This window comes from Vibrio sp. 811, from assembly GCF_033339195.1.
This window is the reverse complement of the sequence record NZ_JAWOUB010000212.1, coordinates 1-869: the sequence shown is the minus strand read 5'-3', so window position 1 is coordinate 869 and position 869 is coordinate 1. Positions and strand designations below refer to the sequence as shown.

Genomic DNA, 869 nt, shown 5'->3' with positions numbered 1-869 from the left:
TGACTTTATTGATCCAGAGGCGTGGCAAAACTTTTACTCAGGTCAACAGCAAGTGATTTTAGGTCGAGGAGTTGCAAATGAGTTGAAGGTGCAAGTCGGTGACTACGTCACGTTGATGATTCCTCAAACGGGTGGCACAAATAAAGTTCAAGCGCCGAAACGTGTGCGCGTCAAAGTGGCGGGCTTTTTGACGTTGAACGGCCAAATTGATCATTCATTGGCTTTAGTTCCGCTGGCGGATGCGCAGCAATACGCTCGTTTAGGAGACGGCGTAACTGGAATTTCTCTAAAAACCGATGATGTTCTTGATGCGCCTTCGATCGTTCGAGAAGTCGGCAACCTTGTGAATGTTTACGTATATTTGAAGAGTTGGCAGCAGCAGTTTGGCTTTCTCTACCGTGACATTCAGTTGGTACGCACGATCATGTATTTGGTCATGGTATTAGTGATTGGTGTGGCGTGTTTCAATATCGTCTCGACATTGATGATGGCGGTGAAGGACCGCGCAGCAGAGATCGCAATTTTGCGTACGATGGGGGCAAAAGATGGTCTGATTAAACGTATTTTCGTTTGGCAGGGCGTCTTCTCTGGAGTGTTTGGTAGCCTTGTTGGTAGCCTTGTTGGTGTGTTGGTTGCGTTGAATTTAACTCCAATCATTAAGGGGCTTGAAGGCTTAATAGGACACCAGTTTTTATCGGGTGACATCTACTTTGTGGACTTTCTTCCATCGCAGTTGCATTGGCCTGACGTCGCATTGGTGTCGACCACCGCTATCGTATTAAGCCTATTGGCTACTTGGTACCCAGCTTCTCGCGCAGCGAAACTGAACCCTGCCGCGGTTTTGAGTGCTAAGTAGCGAAGGAAGGAAA

At 47.5% G+C, this 869-nt stretch carries 1 protein-coding gene; it reads left to right on the top strand.

Going from position 1 to position 869, the window contains the following annotated elements; genetic code table 11:
* The coding region (lolE, locus tag R7Q46_RS25885) for a lipoprotein-releasing ABC transporter permease subunit LolE (RefSeq protein WP_318078044.1) at positions 1 to 856 on the top strand (856 nt) is incomplete at its 5' end.
* Positions 857 to 869 lie beyond the last annotated feature (13 nt).